At 38.8% G+C, this 18,327-nt stretch carries 19 protein-coding genes and 1 other RNA gene; 9 read left to right on the forward strand and 11 right to left on the reverse strand.

Translation table 11 applies throughout. From position 1 onward, the window contains the following. Nucleotides 1-14: 14 nt before the first annotated feature. Nucleotides 15-770: a peroxide stress protein YaaA gene (gene yaaA / locus H5S41_RS07920; protein WP_182602896.1), complete on the reverse strand. Its 756-nt coding sequence runs from the start codon at nt 768-770 to the stop codon at nt 15-17. 252 nt (nt 771-1,022) lie between these two features. Here yaaA and H5S41_RS07925 point away from each other — a divergent pair, with 252 nt between their 5' ends. After that, on the forward strand, nt 1,023-1,766 hold the full coding sequence (locus tag H5S41_RS07925) for a DUF6198 family protein (protein WP_182602897.1): 744 nt from the start codon (nt 1,023-1,025) through the stop codon (nt 1,764-1,766). Between the two features lie 22 nt (nt 1,767-1,788). After that, on the forward strand, nt 1,789-2,196 hold the full coding sequence (locus tag H5S41_RS07930) for a VOC family protein (RefSeq protein ID WP_182602898.1): 408 nt from the start codon (nt 1,789-1,791) through the stop codon (nt 2,194-2,196). 48 nt (nt 2,197-2,244) lie between these two features. Here the strand turns inward: H5S41_RS07930 and H5S41_RS07935 are convergent, their stop codons facing one another. Beyond that, entirely contained in the window at nt 2,245-2,517 is a 273-nt protein-coding gene (locus H5S41_RS07935) for a hypothetical protein (RefSeq protein ID WP_153710195.1), read from the reverse strand. A 136-nt stretch (nt 2,518-2,653) separates the two neighbouring features. On the opposite strand from H5S41_RS07935, the gene H5S41_RS07940 reads away from it, so the two are divergent. The 7 genes from H5S41_RS07940 (at nt 2,654) to H5S41_RS07965 (ending at nt 7,667) form a co-directional block, all read left to right on the forward strand. Further along, nucleotides 2,654-3,142 carry a YueI family protein gene (locus H5S41_RS07940; protein ID WP_182602899.1) on the forward strand — a complete coding sequence of 163 codons (489 nt, stop codon included), beginning with the start codon at nt 2,654-2,656 and terminating at the stop codon, nt 3,140-3,142. Nucleotides 3,143-3,145: 3 nt separating this feature from the next. Then, entirely contained in the window at nt 3,146-4,450 is a 1,305-nt protein-coding gene (locus tag H5S41_RS07945; RefSeq protein ID WP_182602900.1) for a replication-associated recombination protein A, read from the forward strand. A gap of 36 nt (nt 4,451-4,486) precedes the next feature. Beyond that, nucleotides 4,487-4,674, forward strand: a non-coding RNA gene (gene ssrS / locus H5S41_RS12210) — 6S RNA. Nucleotides 4,675-4,754: 80 nt separating this feature from the next. Next, nucleotides 4,755-5,051, forward strand: coding sequence for a DUF7144 family membrane protein (locus H5S41_RS07950; protein ID WP_182602901.1), 297 nt, complete (start codon nt 4,755-4,757; stop codon nt 5,049-5,051). Between the two features lie 83 nt (nt 5,052-5,134). Next, nucleotides 5,135-5,623, forward strand: coding sequence for a universal stress protein (locus tag H5S41_RS07955; protein ID WP_153710191.1), 489 nt, complete (start codon nt 5,135-5,137; stop codon nt 5,621-5,623). A 111-nt stretch (nt 5,624-5,734) separates the two neighbouring features. Further along, complete coding sequence (locus H5S41_RS07960; protein WP_182597434.1) at nt 5,735-6,832, forward strand: GntR family transcriptional regulator; 1,098 nt, start codon at nt 5,735-5,737, stop codon at nt 6,830-6,832. Beyond that, nucleotides 6,825-7,667: an aldo/keto reductase gene (locus H5S41_RS07965; protein ID WP_182602902.1), complete on the forward strand. Its 843-nt coding sequence runs from the start codon at nt 6,825-6,827 to the stop codon at nt 7,665-7,667. The genes H5S41_RS07960 and H5S41_RS07965 overlap by 8 nt, the downstream gene beginning before the upstream one ends. 100 nt (nt 7,668-7,767) lie before the next feature. Here H5S41_RS07965 and H5S41_RS07970 read toward each other — a convergent pair whose 3' ends face one another. The 9 genes from H5S41_RS07970 to H5S41_RS08010 all read right to left on the reverse strand — a co-directional run bounded on the left by H5S41_RS07970 (nt 7,768) and on the right by H5S41_RS08010 (nt 18,316). Next, entirely contained in the window at nt 7,768-8,337 is a 570-nt protein-coding gene (locus H5S41_RS07970; protein ID WP_182602903.1) for a sugar O-acetyltransferase, read from the reverse strand. A gap of 99 nt (nt 8,338-8,436) precedes the next feature. Continuing rightward, a complete protein-coding gene (gene araA / locus H5S41_RS07975) occupies nt 8,437-9,858 on the reverse strand; it encodes an L-arabinose isomerase (protein ID WP_182602904.1) in 1,422 nt (473 codons plus the stop codon). Between the two features lie 52 nt (nt 9,859-9,910). Then, nucleotides 9,911-10,639 (reverse strand): L-ribulose-5-phosphate 4-epimerase, encoded by a 729-nt coding sequence (locus H5S41_RS07980; RefSeq protein WP_182597438.1) that lies wholly within the window; start codon nt 10,637-10,639, stop codon nt 9,911-9,913. Nucleotides 10,640-10,642: 3 nt separating this feature from the next. Further along, nucleotides 10,643-12,268, reverse strand: a complete 1,626-nt coding sequence (locus H5S41_RS07985) for a xylulokinase (RefSeq protein WP_182602905.1) — start codon at nt 12,266-12,268, stop codon at nt 10,643-10,645. Between the two features lie 12 nt (nt 12,269-12,280). Then, nucleotides 12,281-13,705 (reverse strand): sugar porter family MFS transporter, encoded by a 1,425-nt coding sequence (locus H5S41_RS07990; protein WP_182602906.1) that lies wholly within the window; start codon nt 13,703-13,705, stop codon nt 12,281-12,283. A 567-nt stretch (nt 13,706-14,272) separates the two neighbouring features. Further along, entirely contained in the window at nt 14,273-15,118 is an 846-nt protein-coding gene (locus H5S41_RS07995; RefSeq protein WP_182597457.1) for a helix-turn-helix domain-containing protein, read from the reverse strand. A 423-nt stretch (nt 15,119-15,541) separates the two neighbouring features. After that, complete coding sequence (locus H5S41_RS08000) at nt 15,542-16,675, reverse strand: D-alanine--D-alanine ligase family protein (protein ID WP_182602907.1); 1,134 nt, start codon at nt 16,673-16,675, stop codon at nt 15,542-15,544. A gap of 141 nt (nt 16,676-16,816) precedes the next feature. Continuing rightward, nucleotides 16,817-17,110 (reverse strand): glycine cleavage system H family protein, encoded by a 294-nt coding sequence (locus H5S41_RS08005; protein ID WP_182597459.1) that lies wholly within the window; start codon nt 17,108-17,110, stop codon nt 16,817-16,819. A gap of 12 nt (nt 17,111-17,122) precedes the next feature. Continuing rightward, a complete protein-coding gene (locus H5S41_RS08010; RefSeq protein ID WP_182597460.1) occupies nt 17,123-18,316 on the reverse strand; it encodes an FtsW/RodA/SpoVE family cell cycle protein in 1,194 nt (397 codons plus the stop codon). Nucleotides 18,317-18,327: the final 11 nt, after the last annotated feature.

The following is an 18,327-nucleotide window of genomic DNA, read 5'->3' on the forward strand; positions in this document are numbered from 1 at the left end:
AAATACGAACATTGTTAGATGCTTGCGGGTGATTCAAAAATCAATTTTGAGTCACTAGAAAGATCCTCCCGAAAGCGATAGCCACCGATATTAAAAAGTTTTAGTTCCTCAATTGTTTTAACCTGATTTTCTGCTAAATACCGAACCATGTTGCCACGAGCCATTTTCGCTAACGTTGCTTTTTGTTTTACTTTGCCATCAACCACCTCGCCAAAAACACATTTTATAAGTCGATCATGCGATTGCATATAAGGCATAATTGCCTTTTCATATTCAACAGATGCTAGGTCAATCACTAAATCATTATTTTGGTAAAGCTCATGATATAGCTGATCGCCCCAAAATTGATAAAGGTTCTTATCGTCATTAACTGTTGCCGCATCCCCCATCCCTAATCGATAGGGAACTATTCCATCAAATGGGCTCAGTATACCGTAAAAGCCGGATAAAATCCGTAAGTTATCCTCAACATATTTCAATCCGTCTTCTGAAAAAACACTTGGTGCCATATATTGATACTGCAGCCCCGTAAAGGCAATAATTGCCGGTGTTAAATTTTGGTGAAGATCCATCTGTTGGAGCCAACGATAGTTTTTCATTGCTAGACGCGTACTACAATTTCCCCATACCTTGTGCAGCTCATCATAAGACAAGCTCCTCATCCATGCCAAAATCTCTTCAGTTTGGTGAATAAATTTTGGTAAGTTTTTATAAGGTAAGGAATCTGTATCAACCTGCATCGTTCGAGCTGGAGAAATAATTATCTTCACATATATCACCCTTTCAAGAATTTTTTGTAAGCTTTTTCAGCTAATTGGTCTAATTAGATTTATGTTTCCTGCGCCCATTTAATGATGGCGTTTTCAGTAAATCGTTTCAATAATTTTGGTATAGTACAAATCCCGTTATTTCAACTTATAAAGCGCTTGACAAGCTATTTTGTTGGTTGTAAATTAGTTCATCGTAGAGAGAAAGTGAATAACTTCACCAGATAATTGGTCAAGTTAGAAGGGAGAATATGAATGGAACAGGAAAAAGTTCCAGTACAAGGTCAAGTTGCCGAACGAACGATTTCGCTAACTAGTAGTTGGGCATACTTTGCACTGTCAATTGTTATTAACTCAATGGGGAACGTTTTAACACTTGTTACAAGTTCACACGTTCACCCACAATTTCTTGGTTCCGCTTATTGGACCGCTGCAGAAAACAACCTAGGGATTGCCGTTTTAGGAAATAATTCAATGACCCTTTTCTGGGCTTTCATGGTCTTAGGGATGTTAACTTCTGTCCTAAACGCGATTTTAATGCATAAGTGGGACTGGCGCCGAATTGGTGGTAATTTTATTTTCATGTTGCCATTTTCTATTTTTATTCAATGGTTCTCTGACATTTTTAACCGAATCATGCCAGACGCCACAACTTTACCGATGATTATCCTATATGTTTTCATTAACTTCTTAGGGGTTGCTTTCATCGGAACCGCCATTTCAATTTATCAGCGGGTTAACCTCGTGCTGCACCCGGCTGATGACCTTTTCCAAATTATCCGTTTCCGTTATTGTCATGGTAACGCAACAGTTGCGATGTGGTTATCATACATTCCACCGACAGTTATGGCAATCATTGCTGCTTTCATGCAGGGCGGGATTTATAACTTTGGACTAGGAACATTGTTTGCCCTTGCCTTCCAAGGGGCAATCACTGGCTGGGCAGACCGCTTTATCTTCCCTAAGTTAAAGCACCAAGCACTTGATATCGGTAATTAAAATTATACAGGAGTGAATTATTATGGCATTTAATAAGAGTTTAGCAGGTTACTTTGACGACATTCAACACATTGGTATTCCAACTGATGACATGGCAAAAACAATCACTTTTTGGGAAAAGCTCGGATTTAAGAAACTCGGTGAATTTGATACCGATGATCAAGGCAATGAAGTAGTATTCATGCATTATGGTCACCTTACCTTAGAAATCTGGACTGGTGATGGTGCAGTTCACAAAACTGGTGCTATCAACCACATCTCCCTTAACACCAGTGACGCTGACGCTGCTTTCAAGGCTGCAAAGGCAGAAGGTTTTAAGCTAAAGGATAGTGAAGTTCAACACCTTGACTTCTGGGATAAGGGAATTAAGTTCTTTAATATTGAAGGACCAAATAGTGAAACAATTGAATTCTGTGAAATTGTAAAATAAAAAGGCGAGACTAGGAATTTTTTCTAGCCTCGTTTTTACTTACATTAATTATGATTTCTTACTATATTGGTGTGGACGATATCCGTTATAAAATTGAAAGATTGCAAGAACAATGTTAGTCCAATTAATCAGGCGGAACCAAGGAGTAACTCCCCCGCCACCGTTACTTGCAGCGTAAAACGTCCAAAAACCAATTATGACGGCAACTACATTAATCCAAGCAAATGTTTTTGACATCATTCGATTATTAAGGCGTGCAATCGTCCAAACCAAATTGACAATAAACCAAAATGCTAAAACCCAAAATACTGCACTAAACATAATAATCACTTTCCTTATACATTAGCCGATACTTTTACTCCTTCACTAGTCATGATATAACAAAAATTATAATATTATCAAGAAATATAGTTTCCTAGATTTCATGTTACAATTGCATGATAAGGAGGCATTCAATATGGCTGAACAAGAAAAAAGTGCTACTCAGCAACGAATCGACAATGCTGTCTATGGTACGCCGAAAATCAAGCCTGATGAACAGCGAAAATACCTCGGAACATTCCGTGAACGCGTCTGTTTAACAATCAGTATTCAAGAATTAAGAGAACAAGATTGGACATCGGCACTAACCACAGAAGTAAATCGTGGCATCGGTGACCTTATTTTCATCAACGGCAATCTCCCGCATGATGAAATTCATCCATATATTCAAGCAGCAGCCAAGGCCAATGCTCACTTTACACTAAAGACTGATCCCGAATATAAAACCGATCCGGAATCATTAGCAATTGTAATTGCCACCAAAACTGCTGTATACCAATCACCAGTAGACGTTCAAAAAAGATACCCAAACTTAAAGGATACAAACAGTGACAACAATGAAAAAAATGTTGACCAGCATCAAAGCTTTTTTCAGCGCCTTTTTCACAGAAAGGATCGTGGATAACATATGCAGCAACCACTTGCTTATCGAATGCGTCCCCGAACATTAGACGAAGTGGTCGGTCAAGAACACCTTGTCGGCCCGGGAAAAATTATTTCACGCATGGTTAAAGCAAAAATGCTTTCTTCAATGATTTTATATGGACCACCGGGAACAGGTAAAACAAGTATTGCTAGTGCTATTGCCGGGTCAACCAAATATGCCTTTAGGAAACTAAACGCAGCAACGGATACGAAAAAAGATTTACAAATTGTTGCTGAAGAAGCCAAAATGAGCGGAACTGTAATATTGTTACTCGATGAAATCCACCGTTTAGATAAGGTGAAGCAAGACTTCCTTTTACCGCACCTAGAAAACGGACGGATTATTTTAATCGGCGCAACAACAGAGAACCCGTATATTAGTATTAATCCGGCAATCCGCAGTCGAACGCAAATTTTCCCTGTCCATCCTCTTTCGGTAGATGAAATGAAGATTGCAATCCACCGTGCATTAGTCGATAAAGAGCGTGGCTTAGGCAATTTACCACTAATTTTAGAAGAGAATGCGGAAAATCAACTAGTTGCAGCAACGAATGGCGACCTTCGTAGCGCGTTAAACGGTTTGGAACTCGCTGCTAAATCAACTGATCCAAGTGAAGATGGCAAGATTCATCTTACACTACCGATCATTGAAGAAAGTGTCCAAAAAAAGTCCTTGGCTGCTGATAAAGACGGCGATGCTCACTATGATGTTATTTCGGCATTTCAGAAGTCAATCCGCGGTTCAGATACAGATGCTGCACTTCATTACCTGGCACGATTAATTGAAGCCGGCGACCTTACCGTTATCGCACGCCGTCTAATGGTAACTGCCTATGAAGACATTGGACTTGCCAATATGCCTGCTGTACAACGAGCTGTCACGGCAGTCCAAACCGCAGAAAGAGTTGGTTTTCCGGAAGCACGAATTCCACTTGCTGATGCTGTAATAGAGCTATGTCTTTCGCCAAAATCTAATTCAGGAATTAACGCAATTGATGAAGCCCTTGCGCAAGTCCGTCAAGGCGGTTTTGGCGATGTCCCTGCCCACCTTAAGGATGCCCACTATAAGGGAGCTGCTAAGTTAGGGCACGGGATTGATTACGACTTTCCACATGACCATCCCCATGATTGGGTAGCCCAGCAATATTTGCCTGACCGAATTAAGGACGCTCAATACTACCAGCCTAAAAGTAACGGTCGTTTTGAAACAAGCCTAGGGCGCCAATATTGGCAAATACGAAAAGCGCAACAACAAACTTTACGCGGTCAGCATCACCCGCGCAAATAATTGCACCAATCAAGTAAAAATGCTATTATAAAGGTGAAAATTCTGTAGTGTACGCGTTGTCTAAACGCAGGTTTGCCTTACAGTCTTATTACTTTGGGACTAGTGCATCGCCTTTTGGACAACATGCCTTTACACTTGGTAGTTGAATATTAGGCAGCCGTGTCCCACCTGTCTTAAACACAGGTCAACACTGAATGACAATTAACGGCACCAACGGAGTTTTCGTACATATTCGGTGGCGTGATAGTAGGCAAACTTACTACCACGCCATTTTTAATTTTATTATAGATAGGATAGATTTTTTATGTTGTTATCACTGCTAATGACGCTATTCGGCCTCATCGCTCTTTTTGAAGGAATTTTCCTTTTAACTCATGTCCACAAGCCATTTCTTGTTTTTGATCCAAATAAAAGCAAGTACTTGGCTCCCCAACTAAAAAACTGGGGAATTGTTATGACAATTGTCGGGATCTTATGTGTCATCGCGGGATGGACCAATAGTACCGGTTTCCTTGTTGTTATGGTAATTATCGGCTGTGTCTGCGAGACATTAATGGCGTTTGCGATTACTGCTGATCTTCGCGTAAATCACCGAAAGTAATGTTTCACTGGTGCTTTACGCTCAATAGTGAAAAAGTGTATAATAAGTATATAATATAAAGATTTCAGGAGGGCACTAAAATTATGGCACAAGAATATAAACACATTTTAGTTCCAGTCGACGGTTCCAAAGAAGCTGAATTAGCTTTTAAGAAGGCTGTTGCTGTTGCAAAGCGTAACGGTACAGACACTGAATTACGTTTGCTTCACGTTGTTGACACCCGTGCATTCCAAAATATCTCCAGTTTTGATACTTCAATGGTTGAGCAGGTTACAGAAACTGCAAAGAAGACTTTAGATAAGTACATTGATTATGCTAAAGAACACGGTGTTGCAAACGCTAGCTACTCAATTGAATATGGTGCTCCTAAGACAATTATTGCACGGGATGTGCCAAAAGAAATGGGTGCTGACTTAATCATGATTGGTGCTACTGGACTAAACGCTGTTGAACGAATTTTAATTGGTTCAGTTACTGAATTTGTTACTCGGACAGCTATTTGTGATGTTTTAGTAGTACGGACCGATTTGGATAACAAGCAAATCGAAAATCCAAAGAAGCGTCGGTTCTAAATATCAAGATAAAATCAATCAAATGCCTCATAAACGTTAGCATTTCGCTAATTATATGAAGCATTTTTTATATATTTAAAGTTAATTCTATTAAGATGGGAGCGCAAAGCATTGGAAGTGAAATATGAAACAGTAAAACAAACTTTACGGAATGAAATCATTGACGGAAAATATAAAATTAATGAAAAATTACCAACTGAAAGTGCCCTAATGAAACGTTTTAATGTCTCCCGCTATACTATTCGACGGGCTGTCGGCGACCTTGAAAACGAACACTATATCTATCGAATTCAAGGTGGCGGAATGTTTGTTCAGGATTGGCAACGCGACTGGACAAAAAACGAAAAGAATAAAATAATCGGGGTTATTAGTACTCATATTGCTGACTATATCTTCCCGCCAATTATTTCTGGCATCGACAGTATCGTCACTGAACAAGGCTATTCAATGATTGTTGGTAATACTCTTAATGACCATAATAGGGAACGGCAAACAATCTTAAATATGCTTGATCTTCAAATTGCCGGCTTAATTATCGAACCAACCGAAAGTGCTATGCCTAATCCAAACTTAGACCTATATCGCCAAGTTCAAAAGTATAAAATTCCAACAATTCTCTTTCACTCTACTTATCCAGGTTTTGAGTTTCCGTCCTTGCTAACAAAAGACCGCGAAGCAGAAGAAGAACTGGTGAACTACCTTTTTGAACTCGGGCACACTAATATCCTTGGCGTATTTCAAATAAATGACCAGCAAGGTGTCGATCGAATGGCAGGAATGATTAAGGCATACCAAGATAATAATATTCCGACTACAAGCTCAAACGTTATCATGTATCAGTCAAGCGACCCCTATGAAAATATCATAAAAAAGGTTGATATGATGCTCAATAGCAACCAGGAAATCACTGCCATTGCCTGCTATAACGATCAGCTAGCAACAAGAATTATTAGTCACCTCCATAAGCAGGGAAAAGAAGTACCAAACGATATCTCAGTAATTGGTTTTGATAACTATGAAATGGCGCAAATCATTTCTCCTAGCCTTACGACAGCTAATCATCCCAAACGTCAACTGGGGGAAGATGCTGGTAAAATGATCCTAAAAATGATTGCTGGCGAAGAAGTTGAATCAAAAGTCTATACACCAAAGATTATCAAGGGACAATCAACCGCCCCACTCACTACAAAGGAGAAGACAAATGAATAACAAAGTAAAGCAACTAGTACTCGCAGATGGTCAATCAATGCCGCAAGAAGGATTCGGCTTATATAAAATCACAGATCAAAGTACGATTACGTCAGCGATTAAATATGCCTACGATGCGGGATACCGCCTTTTTGACACAGCACAGTTATATAAAAACGAAGCAGAAGTTGGTAATGCACTTAAAGAACTTAACCTGCCACGTGAAGAACTTTTTATTACTACTAAAGTATCCGAGCCCAATCAAGGATTTAAGCAGACAATTACTTCCATCAAGGACTCACTCCAAAAGTTAAAGCTTGATTATGTTAATCTTCTTCTTATTCACTGGCCAATTGAACGAGCTTTCTTTGATACCTGGGCAGCTCTAGAGGAATTAAAAAAAGAAGGATTAACTCGTTCAATCGGCGTAAGCAACTATCAAATGATTCACCTTCAATACCTTGCTACACAAGCACAAGAAATGCCGGTTATTAATCAAATTGAACGGCATCCGCGTCTAAACCAACAGCCATTAGTCCAGTACGATAAAGAACACAATATTGTGACCCAGGCATGGAGTCCTCTTGGGCGTGGTACCATCCTTGATAATCCAACGTTAAACCAAATTGCCGCTAAGCATAATAAATCCGCAGCCCAAATCGTCCTTCGTTGGCATCTCCAAAGTGGCGTTGCTTTTATTCCAAAATCAGTTCACGAAGCACGAATTAAACAAAATATAAATATTTATGATTTTGTATTAAGCGATAATGAAATGACAGCAATTAATAACTTAAATAACTTTACACGGGTCGGTAAAGAACCAGCATTAGTTTACGAATACAATCTTAAATATTAAAAAATGGAGCCAAGATAAGATCACACGTAATTGATCTTACTTTGGCTCCTTCTTTATATACATTTCAGCCTAAAAATAACCTGGGAAATAATCCCAGATTTTATTCAAAATACGGATTTTCTTTAATTATGCGTGCTGGATTACCTGCAATAACTACATTATTACCGAATGATTTAGTAACAACACTTCCTGCACCAACAATGACATTATTGCCCAAAGTCACACCAGGGCAAATAACTGCTCCGCCACCAATCCATACATCATTGCCAATATTAATGTCCTCACTCTGTCCATAAGCACCGTTGCGACGTAATTTAGGGTCCAATGGATGATTAACGGTATACAACTGGACCCGTGGGCCTAACAGGCAATGCTTACCAATCCGAATGGGACTCACATCAAGCATTACGCAATCATAGTTAGCGAAGAAGTCATCACCTACATAAATGTTGTAACCATAATCACATTTAAACTGTGCATGAACTTCGCAATTGGCTCCAACATGACCAAATAATTGACGGATCAAGGCAATGCTTGCGGTTGGATTCATTTCGCCAAGAGCATTGAATCGTTCAACCAACTGACGGGCATATCGGCGCTCCTTAACTAATTCTGGATCATAAACATTGAATACTTCTCCAGCTAGCATTTTTTCTTTTTCTGTTTTCATATTTTATTACTCCTCATAGATAAAAAAGAGAGGCCATTATCTCGACTCGAGGTACACCGAGGATAATTGCTTCTCTCTCATAAGTATTATGCGGATTTATTATTCAATAAAATCAACTTTAACTTCTAACATTTCAAAGAGGTCTTTAATTTGTTGTGGCTTCAAGCTAAAGCTCAAAATTGTATGGTGTCCGCCGCCAGCATGCATCCACCGTTCTGCCCCTTCTTTAAGACCAACAGTTGGTGTCCATAATTGTTTAGCAACTGGAAGATGTGGTGTTTCAGCTTCTGGCTTGTGGCAATCAACAGAGTAACCGATAACCTTGTAACCATCATTGAAGTATGAAAGGGTAACGTCGACAGCCTTACCTTCACGACCAGTAAATACTAACCGTGCAGGGTTATCTTTGCCACCGATGTCAAGCGGGTGAACTTCAACCCGTGGCTTGTCTGAAGCAATTGTTGGGTCAACTTCGAGCATATGGGAGCCAAGAATTGCTTGGTGACCAGCACGAAGATCAAGAGTGTAGTCTTCCATAAAGGCAGTAGCTACATTATCAGCAGCGATCTTCAATAAGCGGTCCATTCCAGCAGACTTCCAATCACCTTCAGCACCAAAGCCGTAGCCATCACGCATTAATAATTGAGCAGCTAACCCAGGTAATTCTTCAAGGCCGTGTAAGTCTTCAAAGTTAGTAGTAAAGCCTGTGTAGCCCTTTTCGTCCATGAACTTCTTCAATGCAAGATATTCACGAAGTTGGTAACGTACTGAGTGTTCATAGTGTTCCTTAGTATTGTCACCTTGAACCATTTCATACTTACTTTCAAGGTCCTTGTATGCAGCATCAATTTCATCTTCACTAATGCCGTTAACATATTCAACCAATTCGCTTACTGGCCAGTAGTCAACTGTCCAGCCAAGGAACATTTGAGCTTCGACCTTGTCCCCTTCAGTAACAGCAACATTCCGCATTGTGTCACCGAAACGAACAATCTTAATGTTAAAACTTTCATTGTAAGCAACAGCAACATTTTGCCAATCAGCGATTTCTTCTTGAACTTCTTCGTCACCCCAGAAGCCGTAAACAATCTTGTTGTGTTTTTGAAGACGAGCGTTAATGTAAGCATATTCACGGTCACCGTGAGCAGATTGGTTCAAGTTCATGTAATCGAAGTCAATCGTGTCGTATGGAATCTTGTTTAAGTATTGAGTTGCTAAGTGAAGTAATGGCTTTTGTAAAAGTTTTGTCCCACGAATCCAGTTCTTAGCTGGTGAGAAGGTATGCATCCATGTCATAACACCGGCAACATTGTCGTTGTAGTTTGCTTCCTTCATAAACTTAGTAATTCCTTCAGCAGTGGTCATTACACCCTTGAAAACAACTTTATATGGTAATTTGCCGCTTTCATTCAACTTGTTAACGATGTCTTCAGCATCAGCAGCAACAGACTTTAATTGTTCTTCACCATAAAGGAATTGACTACCAGTAACAAACCAAAATTCATAATTCTTAATATCCATGAGATTACACTCCTTTTATCCTAAAAAGTTTTAAATGTAGCTACCAAATTAATTAAGCGTGAGTTGCATGGTCCTTAGAATGGGCATTATTTTGTCCATAATAAGCATTGGCACCATGCTTTCTGTAATAGTGCTTATCAAGTAAGTATTGCGGCAGGTGAAGGTCTTTATGCGTTAATTGCATTGCATGATAGTCTTCCTCTGCTACTACTTCAAGCACCTTTGCGTTATAGACTGCCTTATCAGGTGTTGGTCCCCAGGTAAATGGACCGTGTTGCATAACTAATGCAGCTGGTGTAGCTTCATAGTCTAGCCCCCGCTCCTTGAAAGAACGAACGATTACTTTCCCAGTGTTACCCTCGTAATCTTCTTCAATTTCTTCCTTCGTTAAGGCATCAGCAGCTGGCACGTCAGTATAGAAAGTATCCGCATGAGTAGTATTCATCGCTGGAACATCCATCCGTGCTGCTGCAAAAGATACCGCCCATGGTGAATGGGTGTGAACAACCCCGCCAATCTTTGGAAAATGATTATAAAGATAGGTGTGGGTTGGGGTATCACTGGATGGATTCAAGTCACCTTCGACTACCTCACCATCCAAGTTAACAACAACCATATCTTCCGGTTTCATCTCATCGTATGGAACTCCAGAAGGTTTGATAACAAACAAGCCCTTTTCACGGTCAATTCCAGAAACATTTCCCCATGTAAAGGAAACTAATCCTAACTTAGGAAGTCTCATATTTGCATCATAGACTTCTTTTTTTAGTTCTTCTAGCATCTATTAATTACTTCCTTTCTCCGCATCACGTTCACTAATATCTTTTCCAGCAAGCGACTCGACGGGCAAGCCAGCTTGGTAACGCTTGATGAAACTTTCATAGCCCTTTACTCCTGCCGATTCCGGTGTCAAGGTCATGCTTTCTGGATTCTTGAATACCTGTTCATCCAAGTAATCAGCTAATGATTCGGCTGCGTTTGTTTCTGCATACTTGGCAAGAACAGCCATCCCCCATGGGCCACCCTCACTAGCAGTATTCATGATTGTAATTGGAATATTCAGGGTATTAGCAAGAACCTGTTGACCAATAACCGGCGTACCAAAGAGGCCCCCTTGTGCAACCATAACGTCTGTTTGAACATGTTCCTCATTTAATAAGATGTCCATTCCAATCTTTAATGGCGCAAATGCCGCATAGAGTTGTGTTAGGAAGAAATTGGCAAGGTTCATCTTACTATTTGGTGTCCGAACAAATAATGGCCGTCCCGCTTGAATTTTGGTAATGTTTTCGCCAGAAAGATAGCTATAATTGATAAGTCCGCCTGCATCAGGATCTGAACGAACTGTTGAATCAAATAATGTTTCATACAATGTGTTGGTATCAATCTTAGCCCCAATTGCATCGGCAAAGTCTCTAAATAATCCAACCCATGCGTTAATATCAGATGAACAATTATTGATATGAACCATTGCGACTGGGTCACCAGTTGGCGTCGTAACAATGTCAATATCACGATGGAGCTTCTTCAATGGCGCATCTAAAACATTCATTGAAAATGCTGAGGTCCCAACAGAAATATTACCGGTTCGTTTCCGAACACTATTTGTTCCAACCATTCCAGTGCCGGCATCCCCTTCTGGAGGAGCCATTAAACTACCTGCAGATAAGGTACCGCTAGGATCTAGCAATTTAGCCCCGGCATCTGTTAATTTTCCAGCATTATGACCAGCAATTTCTACTGATGGCAGGATCTCCTTTAACTGCCATGAATATTGTTGTACTTCTGGTAATTCATTAAATTTCTCGATAAGGTCTTGGCGGTAAGTTAATGTTTGATCATCGATTGGAAAGACTCCAGATGCATCACCAATTCCAAGAATTTTTTCACCAGAAAGTTTCCAATGAACATATCCAGCTAGGGTTGTAATGAAATCAACATCTTTAACATGCGGTTCCTGATTAAGAATTGCCTGATGGAGGTGCGCAATGCTCCAACGCTGCGGAATATTAAAGTTAAATAGCTCTGTCAATTTGTCAGCAGATTCTTCTGTAATATTATTCCGCCAGGTCCTAAATGGTACTAGCAGTTGATTTTCCTTGTCGAAAGGAAGATAGCCATGCATCATGGCGCTGACACCAATAGAACTAATATCTGTCAAGCCAGTGTGATACTTGCTCTGAACATCAGCTTTAATTTGGGAATAAGCCGATTGAATTCCTTCCCATACTTGATCAAGGGGGTAAGTCCAAATTCCATCATTAAATTGATTTTCCCAAGTATAGCTACCTGACGAAATCGTTTCAAAATCGGTATTAATTAAAACGGCCTTAATTCGCGTTGACCCTAATTCAATTCCAAGTGAAGTCTGACCATTTTTAATTTGGGTCGCTGTTTCACGTAAATTCATTGAATATTCCTCCTAATTTTCAGGATTACTTGCCTTTACTCGGCCACGGTTGGTTCCTTGTTCTTCAATTTCTTCGAGCGTATGACCACGAGTTTCAGGAACACAGGTCTTAACAAAGATAACTCCTAAGATACAGATAACACCGAAGATCGCAAAGACAGCTTCTTGAGGCATACTTGCAGTCATGATTGGGAAGATTAGACCAACTAACCATGATCCAATCCAGTTAAATGAAGAAGCTAATCCAGATGCCCGACCCCGAATAGCGAGCGGGAAGATTTCTCCAACAAGTACCCACGTTAATGGAGCCCAAGTGAAAGAATAGAAAGCAACATAGATACATAAGAACACAACAATTGTCATCGGATTCATGTTTGGCATCATCCAGTTAATAATTGCTGGCAAGATAAAGGAAAGTCCCATAACAGCACCACCAACCATCAACAATGTCCGACGGTTAAATTTATCAGCAATCCACATGTAAACTAGGGAACCGATAACTAAGATAACCCCTTGAACAATTGGCCACATTAAGTTTGAAGAAGCAGCTTGACCAGTTGCTTTTTGAACAATTAACGGGATGTAGTAGAAAATTGCATTAGCACCTTGGAATTGTTGGAAGGCAGCTACCCCAACCCCCGCAATAACAAGATAACGATACTTGCTGCTAAATAGTGTTGACCAGCTTGTCTTTGAATTTGCCTGACGTTCTTCTTTAGCAGTTTCCTTAATACTTGCTAGTTCTTGATCGATTTCTGCCGGATTCTTACGAATGTAAGTTAAGACCCGTCGTGCTTGTGCTTCGTCACCCTTACGTAATAGGAACCGTGGTGATTCAGGTAAGCGAAGAACACCGAGGAATAAGATCAAAGCAGGAACGGCAGCTAATCCTAGCATCAAACGCCATGCCCATTCACCAGGAAGATCTTTTAATAAGAAGTCAACCACGTATGAAAGCAACATTCCGGAAACAATCATTGTCTGGTTCAATCCGGATAATCGTCCCCGCGCACTGGCCGGTGCCATTTCAGACATATAAGCAGGAACTAATGCTGAAGCAGCCCCAACTGCCAAACCTAAGAGCATCCGTACGATAATTAAGTAGTAAGCACTAGTCTCGCCCATATCCGGTGAAACACCAGATAAAACAGAGAAGACCATAAAGACGATTGCAGACATTAAAATCATTTTCCGGCGACCAAACTTATCAGAAAGCTGACCAGCTAATGCGCCACCAAAAATTACCCCGAACATAACCGCAGAGGTAATCCAACCAACTAACGAAGCTGCATTTTCAAGGTGCCAGTCGGCTTGCAGAAATGGCAAGGCTCCGGTCATAACACCGATATCGTAACCAAATAGGATTCCTCCAAATGATCCGAAGAAGTAGATAAATGCACTTGATATTTTCTTTTCGGCTTTTGCCATCACATTCATCCTCCTTAAAAATTAAAAAGTGATAGGTTATTCCATGAACATGAACGCGCTTTCATTGAACAACTATAACTATAAAGTATTTATACGGATAAATCAAGAGAAATTATTTAAATTAATACTGATCAATTGTGAAAATTGCTTTTATACATTCAATAAATCTTTGTCTATCTTATTGTTGAATTAGTTTATGCATGTGAAATAAATAATTTATTTTTTGGTTAATTAAGGGTTAATAATACTAATGTCCTTTATATGTATATTAACTAATGTAAAAATCATTGATATTATTTGAAGACTATTTAAAATAGTTTATGAATTTATTAAATTTATACGGATAAATAATTAAAAAACAAAAAAATGACTGACTCTTCCGCTGAACCAGTCATTTTATTAAAGATATTTTAGTGGTTATAAAAATTACAGCAGTTTTATCCGTGCCTTTACAGAAACTGTCGGAATCTCTCCCGGAAAATTTCGTAAGCTTAATATTAAATAGTTTCTATCAAACTACAAGATAATAAAAAAGCAGTATTTAAGAAAAACTCATTTCCTAAATACTGCCTCTTTTTAAACTTCTAAATTCTTTAATTCTAATAAAATTGTGTTTTCAGTTACAGAGCCATGACGAGCAATGCTAAGGCTTTTAGCAATCTCTAGTGATTCTTTAGCTTTTTCTGGTTCGTCTTTTAAAAGATAGCTCCGACCTATACATAGGTAAAGCTCATCTAACAAGAATAAAGAATCATGTTCACGGCACAGTTCAATCCCTTTATTCGCAACATCAATGGCGTTATCAGGATCATCAAGTTGAAGGTATAATTCTGAAATTTGACAATCAATTGAAGCCCATTGATGAAGACTACCAATTAGCTTCTTATTATCGATTAATTTTACTGAACGATTAGTTAAACGTGCAGCTCGTTCTTTATCTCCCCGCTTTAAATATGCTAATGCCATCCCTGCAGTTGTCATTGCCAAGTAGATATTAGCACTAGTAGTAGCAAACTGTGTCAATACCAATTCAAAATTAAAAATAGCTTCATCAAGCTGATCACTTTCTACCTGAACCATCCCAACAAGGTAGTAGTAACGTTGCTTGTCAAAATCACTTTCCAGATTTTTAACATGAACCTTTTTTAAAAGAGTTGAAGCATCTTCAAAATTACGTGAAATTAAACTATCAACAATTTGGTTAAATGTTTCATTGATTCCACTAACTTCATTTTCGACAATTCGATCAGAAGAAATATTTAAGCGTTCACATATTGCCGTTAAAATATCCATTTTGGGTAAGCGATTTTGTTTTTCCATTAGGCTAATCGTCGCCTGGGTACAAATCCCTTCAGCTAGGGCTGTCTGGGACAATCCACGCTTGCGACGAATTTGTTTTAATACGTCTCCTCGGAGTTTCATTGTTTACCTTCCTTAATCATAATTGTTGAATATAAAAATCCTTTATAAAATGGACTATTGCCAATCGTATTATACCACTATTAAGAACTTAGCAATCATTAACTTATTAATAGTCACATTATTATAAAACACTAAATAAATTAATACTAATTAAATGCTTGTCCTTAATAATATTATAAAAAATAACTACATAAAATCGCTAACTAAAGTCACCCCCGTGTGATCTCAATCGCTATAAACAGCGTCAATACTGGCATAATTGACGTTCACATTGTTATGTACCTATATTATATTATAAAAACGTCGCACTTCAATACTAATATATCAGACTTTTGCTTATTCTAAATATATTGATTGTGAATTGTACATAATAGAGGTTCAAAGCTCGATAAATTGAACTCTGAACCTCTATCGGTATCTTTACTAATTATTATATTTCTTTTGCCCAACACGTTCTGTGCCAAGTTTACGGAAATCATATTTAATCTTGCTATTACGTTCAAATTCCTCTAGTCCTAATTGAATTAACCGATCAATTAGTTCTGAGTACGAAATTCCTGAAACTTCCCACATTTGAGGATATAGGCTGATATTAGTAAATCCAGGCAATGTATTTGGCTCACCTAAGTATGGCACATTATTGCTATCAACCAAGAAATCAATACGAGCTAATCCTTTCATCCCTAATGCCTTATATGCTTTTAAGGCCATGTCAGTAATTTCGTCAACTAAGTATTGTGGCAACTTAACTGGTAGTTCAAAAACGACCCCGCTAGCATCAACGAATTTATTTTCGTAATCGTAGAATAAATCATCTTCAGGAACCCGTACCGCTCCTAATTTTGAAGCAATTGGATGTTCATTACCTAAGATTGAAATTTCAACTTCCTGTGGCCGGTCAATTCCTTGTTCTACTAACACCTTATAGTCATATTTGAATGCATCATTAAGTGCCGCTTCATATTCCTCAGCATTAGTAACGCGGTGGATACCAACCGATGATCCCTGTTTTGCAGGTTTAATAAAAGTAAGATTACCAAGCTGTTCTTCAATTCGGCCCCATGAGTAATCTACTCGATTTTCTGGAGTAACTAAAACATAAGGAGTATTGCGAATCCCGGCTTGGGTAATAATCTTTTTAGTAAGGTCCTTATCAAAGGCCATTGCGCTTGCTGAAATATTAGAACCAACGTAAGGCTTATTTAATAACTTAAAGAGGCCTTGAATTGTTCCGTCTTCACCTAAGTTTCCATGAATAACCGGGAAGAAGAAGTCAATCTCTTCTTGCTCGTTTAACGCCATAATTGGTGCTAAAGGACTGGATAAATCCATCTTACGATAAGCTTCATTTACTACCTGATCTTCAGGCTGACCATCAAAGATTTTTTGTGAGTCCTCATTATTAAGTAAAATTCCGTCTTTGGTGAACATAAAGAGGCTTACATCATATTTATCCTTATCCAAGGCATCATAAATATTGTGCGCCGACCGCTTCGATACATCGTGTTCTGAAGAGTTTCCGCCGAACAATAAAGCGATATGTAGTTTTTTGGTCATTATAAATACCACCTTAAATATTTTTATCTTAACCGTTTTCCTAGAACTTTAAGTATACCATGAACTTCAATTGTCCGCTACATTTAAGCCAAAATAAAAAAACTGGGAAAATTATTTTTCTCAGTCTTTTGAACTATTTAATTACTTAACTTCAACAATCCAGTTCTTATTTTCATCTTTTGAATTTAAGCCTGCTGGATCATCAACAACCGCTTCATTTATCTTAGTAATCTTGCCATCAACAGGACTATCGACATCAGTAACTGCTTTTTCTGCTTCAACTGCAATAAACTTATCGGCTTGCTTAAGGGTTGTTCCTACTGCTGGTACATCAATAAAACTTACTTCACCTAGTTCATCACGGCCGGCATCATTTAACCCGATCCGCTTAGTACCATCAGCTTGTTCTTTTACCCAAAAATAACTCTTTGACATTTTATGACCCCGCTATCTAAATTCACGATTACTACTAAACATATACGAATGGTGGTGGTAACGCATCGACATTACCATCCCAATCCCAATCAAGTTACCGATTAATGAAGATCCCCCCGCACTAATAAATGGCAATGGAATCCCAGTTAATGGTAGAAGTCCAATGTTCATCCCAATGTTTTCAAACACGTGGAATAGAATCATCATGATAACTCCGGTTGAAATATAAGCATAAAATTCGTTCTTGGTATCAAATGTTACCCGAATCATTAAATAAATTAGTAACAAATAAATAAGAATTAATAAAACTCCACCAATAAACCCAAAATTTTCACCGATAACAGAGAAAATCATATCTGATTCACGAACAGGAACATACACTTTAGAATTATTGAATCCAGTTCCTGTAATTCCACCTGAACCTACAGCTTTAATGCTTTGCCATAACTGATACCCCTGGTTAGTAGTATCTTGCTCAGGATGAAGCCAGGTATCAACACGGTCAAACTGGTAAGCCTGAAAGCCAACATGCTCAAGAATTTGACGACCAACGGAACTTGTCACCATTGCTAAGGCAGACCCACCTACAACAACTAAGACTGTAGCAGCGGGCGCCAAAATTCGCCAAGTTACTCCTGAAACTAATATCATTCCGCAAAAAATAGCGAAGAATACTAACCCTGTCCCAAAGTCATTTTGAAACTTAAGGGAAATTAAGATTGGCAACAACCATAAAAACATGGTTCCAATTAAACGCCAGTCGGAATCAACCGTATGAACGCTATAACGATTATTATGAGTCGTAATAACACGTCCCATCATCAGAATATACGCAGGTTTCATTATTTCTGATGGTTGAAACGTGAACGGCCCGATTGCAAACCAGCTTTTAGCCCCTGTACTTGCGTAATAAGCCCGACTATAAAAGACCAATATGGCAAACATTAGGAACACACTTAGCCAATATACAATCGGCGCCAATTTCCATAATTGTTCAGCATCAAACTGCATAATAACAATGATTAAAATGGTTCCAACCGCATACCAAACTAATTGAGTAATAACCTGTCGAGCAACACTAGTTTGTTGACGGTCATGAACCGCAGCCACATATATTGAAGCAAGACCAATTAAAGCTAGTAAGAGGACACAGAATATAATTCCCCAATCAATTCGACTCTCTACATCATTTTGTGAACGTTGCATTACCAAACTCC

Origin of the sequence: Limosilactobacillus albertensis, from assembly GCF_014145555.1 — a bacterium.
GTDB lineage: Bacteria > Bacillota > Bacilli > Lactobacillales > Lactobacillaceae > Limosilactobacillus > Limosilactobacillus albertensis.

Excerpts from the sequence above, each read along its gene's own strand:
- H5S41_RS08005 (WP_182597459.1), bottom strand. The coding sequence starts at position 17,110 with ATGTCAAAGAGTTATTTTTGGGTAAAAGAACAAGCTGATGGTACTAAG.
- H5S41_RS07935 (WP_153710195.1), bottom strand. The coding sequence starts at position 2,517 with ATGTTTAGTGCAGTATTTTGGGTTTTAGCATTTTGGTTTATTGTCAAT.
- araA (WP_182602904.1), bottom strand. The coding sequence starts at position 9,858 with ATGGATATTAAGAATTATGAATTTTGGTTTGTTACTGGTAGTCAATTC.
- H5S41_RS07980 (WP_182597438.1), bottom strand. The coding sequence starts at position 10,639 with ATGCTAGAAGAACTAAAAAAAGAAGTCTATGATGCAAATATGAGACTT.
- H5S41_RS07925 (WP_182602897.1), top strand. The coding sequence starts at position 1,023 with ATGGAACAGGAAAAAGTTCCAGTACAAGGTCAAGTTGCCGAACGAACG.
- H5S41_RS08000 (WP_182602907.1), bottom strand. The coding sequence starts at position 16,675 with ATGACCAAAAAACTACATATCGCTTTATTGTTCGGCGGAAACTCTTCA.
- H5S41_RS08010 (WP_182597460.1), bottom strand. The coding sequence starts at position 18,316 with ATGCAACGTTCACAAAATGATGTAGAGAGTCGAATTGATTGGGGAATT.
- H5S41_RS07955 (WP_153710191.1), top strand. The coding sequence starts at position 5,135 with ATGGCACAAGAATATAAACACATTTTAGTTCCAGTCGACGGTTCCAAA.
- H5S41_RS07940 (WP_182602899.1), top strand. The coding sequence starts at position 2,654 with ATGGCTGAACAAGAAAAAAGTGCTACTCAGCAACGAATCGACAATGCT.
- H5S41_RS07985 (WP_182602905.1), bottom strand. The coding sequence starts at position 12,268 with ATGAATTTACGTGAAACAGCGACCCAAATTAAAAATGGTCAGACTTCA.
- H5S41_RS07995 (WP_182597457.1), bottom strand. The coding sequence starts at position 15,118 with ATGAAACTCCGAGGAGACGTATTAAAACAAATTCGTCGCAAGCGTGGA.
- H5S41_RS07965 (WP_182602902.1), top strand. The coding sequence starts at position 6,825 with ATGAATAACAAAGTAAAGCAACTAGTACTCGCAGATGGTCAATCAATG.
- H5S41_RS07945 (WP_182602900.1), top strand. The coding sequence starts at position 3,146 with ATGCAGCAACCACTTGCTTATCGAATGCGTCCCCGAACATTAGACGAA.
- H5S41_RS07930 (WP_182602898.1), top strand. The coding sequence starts at position 1,789 with ATGGCATTTAATAAGAGTTTAGCAGGTTACTTTGACGACATTCAACAC.
- H5S41_RS07990 (WP_182602906.1), bottom strand. The coding sequence starts at position 13,705 with ATGAATGTGATGGCAAAAGCCGAAAAGAAAATATCAAGTGCATTTATC.
- H5S41_RS07950 (WP_182602901.1), top strand. The coding sequence starts at position 4,755 with ATGTTGTTATCACTGCTAATGACGCTATTCGGCCTCATCGCTCTTTTT.
- H5S41_RS07970 (WP_182602903.1), bottom strand. The coding sequence starts at position 8,337 with ATGAAAACAGAAAAAGAAAAAATGCTAGCTGGAGAAGTATTCAATGTT.